Here is a 4,512-nt window from a genome sequence, read left to right as displayed (position 1 = left end):
CGGTCCCTCACGGTGGTCGACCAGGGACGGCCACGTATACCAGGTGGCCTGCTTCAGGATGTCCCGGTAGTAGAGGCCGATCCTTTTGTCGTAGGCGACACCACGCTGCCGGTCGGCCCACTCCAGCATGTCCGGGATGCTCGCCGTCGGCGCGATGATGGCCGGCCCCCAGTTCAGCGACCGCCCCACGATCCAGGATGCGCCCTCGGCGCGGGCCTGGTCGACCAGGGCGATGATCTCGTTCGGCATTGGCCGCTTCGTACCCAGGTACGCCGAGGCGACCGCACCATCCGGCACATACGCCAGAGCTTGCTCGAGTCCGGCGATCAGGTCGGGCACAGCGACGGCGTCGTCTTGGATGACCAGGTGGTGCGTCGCTGTCGGGTCGTGGGCCTCCCACGCCCTTCGGCCGGTCGCCCACCGGCGGGCCGGTTGACTGCTCGGTTTGGCGTGCTTGTCCCAGGTAACCTCCACCTCGCGGTCGAGCGACGCGGTCAGCTCGGCGACTTGCTCCTCACGGACCCGGTGAGCCATCACGGACACGGACAACCTCACTGGGCTGTCTCCTTTCTACGGCCGAGGGGCCGGGTCACGGCCAGGCGGCCGAGCATCTCGGGTGAGGTGATGGCGCCCTTGTCGACAAGAGCGGCAACCGCCTTCACCACCCCGGGGTGGGTGTCGGCGTGGTCGTCCCACACCACCAGGGCGTCACGGTGGAGGTGGCGTTCCCAGGCCCGGAAGTCCCGCCGGGCGGCGTGCTGGCGGTGGTCGCCGTCGATGAAGAGCAAGCCGACCTTAGGGCCCTGCCACTGCTCTCCGGCGATGGTGGAGAACTCGCGCACCATCGTGATGTGGTCGGTCAGCCCGACGGAGGCGATCTGGTGGCGGGCGTGCCGCCGGATCCGCGGATCGGTGTAGTCGGTCTGGCCGCCGTTGCGGCCGGTCGGGCGGCGCCGCCCCGGCAGATCATGGGGGTCGACGGTCCATACGTGCGCCCCGTACCCGGACTGGGCACCAGCGGCCAACCAGCACGCCGAGGCCCCCCGGTACGTTCCCAGCTCCACGATCGCGAGGTCGGCGTCGACCTGGTTGGCGAGGTAGTACAGGTGCTCCCGCTCCGCGCGAGGGGTGAAGGACTTGAGTTGGTCGAGCTTCTCGAAGGAGGGGATCACGCGGTCACCTCGCCTTCGGCCTGCTTGGTCTTGTTCCACCAGTGGTGCCGGGTGTAGGCGCCCTCGGCGGCGGGCCGGTTCCGGGCGTCGAGTTCGGACCAGTGGAACGGGTACACCAGCTCGGCCGGGAGCACGTGGAGTTCGGGGTGTCGGCGGGCTACTCGGGTGAGGTAGTGGGCTCCGGTCTGCCGGTTCGACCGGGCGCGCGGCTGGGAGAGCACGCTGGAGCGGAGCCCGGCGAGTACATCAGCGAGCCAGGCGGACCCGGGAGCGGAACCCATGAAGGCGTTGTTGATGAACCTGGTGTCCTCGCGGGCGATGAACGCTTCGTGCCCGAGGAGGTCGTCGATCGGTCGGAGGGGTTCGAGGTCGCAGTCGACCCACACGCCGCCGAGGTCGTGCAGGATCCGGTATCTCGCCAGGTTCGCCCGCCACTGCCAGGGGTTGCTCTTGGGCGACCACGTCTGCGGGTGGTCGAACAGGTCCTGATGCTCACCCAGGAACGGGGTCGTCTCTGGGGTCCACAGGGTGAACCCCCATGTTGGGTGCAGGTCACGCCACCGCTGTAGGAGAGCGGCCAGGTGAGGCGGCATGTCAGGGCCACCCCACCAGGCGTGCAGGTGCGCAGGGATCACCCGCGTCGACCCTCGACGCGGCGCTGTACGTAGGCGGCCACGGCCATCAGCGCACCGGTGCCAGCGGCCGTGCCGACTGTGGCCAGGGTGAGGACCCCGCCGCCGGTCGCCAGCTCGGTGACGGCGGTGGCGGCACCGACGAGAACGGTCACTGCCAGGCCGTGGAGCAGGGTCCGGGCCGCGCGGGACCGGGCGTCACGCTCCGGGGTGACAGCAGGGGTGGGTGCTTCGTGCATGGCACACTTCCTAGTTTCGCGGGACTATTGGGACATGCAGGCGCTACGGTTTGGTCATGGCAAAGCACCTGCTGATCAACGGCCAGGCGGGGAACATCCGGCTGGCGGAAGAGACTGACACCGAAGAACTGCTTGCGAAGCTCGCTGAAGCTGCGAAGAGCGGCGAAATCGTCGAGGTCCACGGGGGCGATATGGATCCTCGGCGGCGCCACGTGTTCCACGTAAATCCCTCGGCCGCTTCTTGGTGGTCGATCATCGAGTCCTGATCGGGATCAGGTGATGGGGGCTTCCCAGCTGGCACGCCAGGTGTCAGGTCCCACCCGGCCGTCGACGCTGAGCTTCTTCTCGGCCTGGAACTGTCGGCACACCCGCTCGGACGCGGGCCCGTACCAGCCGTCGACGTCGATGGACCATCCGCGGCCGCGCATCTGCGCCTGCCAGCGGCGCGCGGTTTCGGTCTTCTTCACCGGCGGCTGGATCAGGATCGGCCCCGGCCACGCGGGCGCCTTCGTGCCGGGCTTCGGCGGCGGGGGCGTGGACCCACCACCCGACGCGGGCATGCCTGCCTGGACCCACGACCTCAGGTCCGCACCCGGGCACGAAGTGCTGTTGCCGGACAGGCCACCGTGCCACGTCCGAGACAGGGTCTTGCCTGCCCGCCGGTTCGCTTCGTCGTACAGGGCCCGGATGGACCGCTTCGCCGCTGTGGTGGCGTCGCCGTCCCGCCCGATGAAGCACACCCCGATGTGGCTCGTATTGTGCGGGGCGGCGTGCGCGCCGACGGTGAGCCAGCCACGACCCTCGTAGATACGGCCATCCTTGTCGACGAGGAAGTTGTACCCGACGTCACTCCACCCGCGGCCGTTCATGTGGAAGTCCTGGATCTGGCGCGGGGTCTGGGTGGTGGGCCCGGCCGAGTAGTGGACGGTGAACCCGGTGCGCCTTGACCAGGTGGTGGTGGTGCGGTTCCGGGGGGAGCGGGCGTTCCACCCTCCGGAACCGGTGCGGCTGATGATGGTGACCAAAGCCTGTGCCTCCAGACATGACGAAGCCCCGCACGGGGCGGGGCCGGTAAGTGGGGTTATCAGCCGACGAACACGCTGATGATCGCGGCGATCGCTGCGGCAACTGCTGAGATCGCCGACACTGGGAGTGCGTACCGCCACGCTTCCAGGGCGCGGAGCCGGGTCTCGTGGTCCTGCATCTGAGTCCGCAGGATCTCCTGTTGGGTGATGGACGTGGACAGCTGCCCTGAAAGTTGCCGCAGCTCGCCGTACACGTCTCCCATGGTCACCGTGTATCCCAGGGGTCTGGGAGGCAGCTGGTCTCTGTCATCGGGCACGTCAGCCCCTCTCGTTCTCGGCGGCCGGAGTACCAGGGGCCGCGACGTCGACACGGTTACCCTCGGGGGGTGTCCACCTGGGGTCGGACGGGTCCGCGATGATGTTGGGCTCTGGGGTGATCTCAGACATGGGTCTCCTATCCGGGCAGCGACGCTGCCACGGTCGGGTCGAGGATCGGCTCGGTGGACAGCCCCGAATCCTGGGGCTGATCAGGTCGGGACAGGGGGCGCACGTCCAGCGACATGGTCACGGCCGCACCCGATCCGGACACGGTGTAGCCGAGCACCCGGTACGTCCCGTCGATGCGCACACCGGTCTGGTCCTGGATGTGGACGACGTCACCGATCTGGATCCTGGGGTCGGGCAAGATGGCGATCTGTCCGGTGAGGGGGACCGGCCACGCCGTCCACGCCACCAGCCGCAAGCTGATCTGGTCAGCCCACACCACGTTCTGCAGCCACGGGCTGGCCCCGATCTCTAGAGCCTGTACCCCGTACCGGGCGATGCTGGAAAGGTTCTGCCGGCCGCGTGGCGCGGCGGACGGGGTCTGTGCTTCCTGGTGAACCGGCCGGAAGCTGGGTGCGGTCAGGGCCGAGGTCAGAGCCGCGTAAGCGGTACTGCCACCCCGGTTGTGGAACCGGAAAAGCGGGTGGCCGTCGTCGTGCACAAGTTCGCACTCCACCGGTGCCAGAGTGCCCGTCGAGGTGACGAATTTGACCACCGACCCGGCTTGGGTCTGAGTGGGGTGTGTGGCCCCGGCGAACAGCGCCGGTGCGCGCATGCCCCATGGCCGGCCCTGGAAGTCGATCCGAAGCTCCGAGGTCGCGCCCGACTGGATCGAGAAGACCGTGTTGTACTCGTACAGCTCGGTCTGCTGCGAGGAGTTCTGCTGCAGCGGCGACCAGCCGACCTCGATGCGGTTGGCGACGGAGTCGATCTCCTCCTCCACCGAGATGTCGGCGATGTCCCGCTCAGCGGTGACGGTCAGGTCCGGGTCCGGGATCAGCGGGCTATCGGGGGTGACGAAGTCGTAAGGGCGAAGGCGCAGAACACCGTCCTCGTCGAACCAGACGTAGGCCATGGTGTCGGTGGCGATCTGTTTGACCAGCTCCCACCAGGTGCCGGA

Annotated in this window: 8 protein-coding genes; 1 reads left to right on the top strand and 7 read right to left on the bottom strand. The window is 68.4% G+C overall.

Going from position 1 to position 4,512, the window contains the following annotated elements:
• From K8V84_RS09630 to K8V84_RS09615, 4 genes are all read right to left on the bottom strand, one after another.
• A partial coding sequence (locus K8V84_RS09630; protein WP_304073233.1) for a hypothetical protein occupies positions 1-555 on the bottom strand: 555 nt, incomplete at its 3' end.
• The gene (locus tag K8V84_RS09625) at positions 552-1,172 is read right to left on the bottom strand and encodes a class I SAM-dependent methyltransferase (protein ID WP_304073230.1); all 621 of its coding nucleotides are present in this window, start codon (positions 1,170-1,172) and stop codon (positions 552-554) included. The genes K8V84_RS09630 and K8V84_RS09625, both read right to left, overlap by 4 nt.
• The gene (locus K8V84_RS09620) at positions 1,169-1,765 is read right to left on the bottom strand and encodes a glycosyltransferase family 32 protein (RefSeq protein ID WP_304073228.1); all 597 of its coding nucleotides are present in this window, start codon (positions 1,763-1,765) and stop codon (positions 1,169-1,171) included. Before K8V84_RS09620 ends, K8V84_RS09625 begins: the two co-directional genes overlap by 4 nt.
• Positions 1,766-1,803: 38 nt before the next feature.
• Entirely contained in the window at positions 1,804-2,043 is a 240-nt protein-coding gene (locus K8V84_RS09615) for a hypothetical protein (RefSeq protein WP_304073225.1), read from the bottom strand.
• A 56-nt stretch (positions 2,044-2,099) separates the two neighbouring features.
• On the opposite strand from K8V84_RS09615, the gene K8V84_RS09610 reads away from it, so the two are divergent.
• A complete protein-coding gene (locus K8V84_RS09610; protein ID WP_304073223.1) occupies positions 2,100-2,309 on the top strand; it encodes a hypothetical protein in 210 nt (69 codons plus the stop codon).
• 6 nt (positions 2,310-2,315) lie between these two features.
• Here the strand turns inward: K8V84_RS09610 and K8V84_RS09605 are convergent, their stop codons facing one another.
• From K8V84_RS09605 to K8V84_RS09595, 3 genes are all read right to left on the bottom strand, one after another.
• Positions 2,316-3,068 (bottom strand): peptidoglycan-binding domain-containing protein, encoded by a 753-nt coding sequence (locus K8V84_RS09605; RefSeq protein ID WP_304073220.1) that lies wholly within the window; start codon positions 3,066-3,068, stop codon positions 2,316-2,318.
• 59 nt (positions 3,069-3,127) lie between these two features.
• Positions 3,128-3,385: a hypothetical protein gene (locus K8V84_RS09600; protein WP_304073217.1), complete on the bottom strand. Its 258-nt coding sequence runs from the start codon at positions 3,383-3,385 to the stop codon at positions 3,128-3,130.
• 137 nt (positions 3,386-3,522) lie between these two features.
• Positions 3,523-4,512, bottom strand: a 990-nt coding sequence (locus K8V84_RS09595) for a hypothetical protein (protein ID WP_304073214.1), incomplete at its 5' end; no start/stop codon positions are given.

The sequence above is a fragment of the Nocardiopsis listeri genome, assembly GCF_020741345.1.
GTDB classification, from domain to species: Bacteria; Actinomycetota; Actinomycetes; order Streptosporangiales; family Streptosporangiaceae; genus Nocardiopsis; species Nocardiopsis listeri_A.
This window is presented reverse-complemented; position numbering and strand designations above follow the sequence as displayed.

What these genes read in the sequence shown, in the direction of transcription:
- K8V84_RS09620 (WP_304073228.1), bottom strand. Translation starts at nt 1,765, where the DNA reads ATGCCGCCTCACCTGGCCGCTCTCCTACAGCGGTGGCGTGACCTGCAC.
- K8V84_RS09615 (WP_304073225.1), bottom strand. Translation starts at nt 2,043, where the DNA reads ATGCACGAAGCACCCACCCCTGCTGTCACCCCGGAGCGTGACGCCCGG.
- K8V84_RS09610 (WP_304073223.1), top strand. Translation starts at nt 2,100, where the DNA reads ATGGCAAAGCACCTGCTGATCAACGGCCAGGCGGGGAACATCCGGCTG.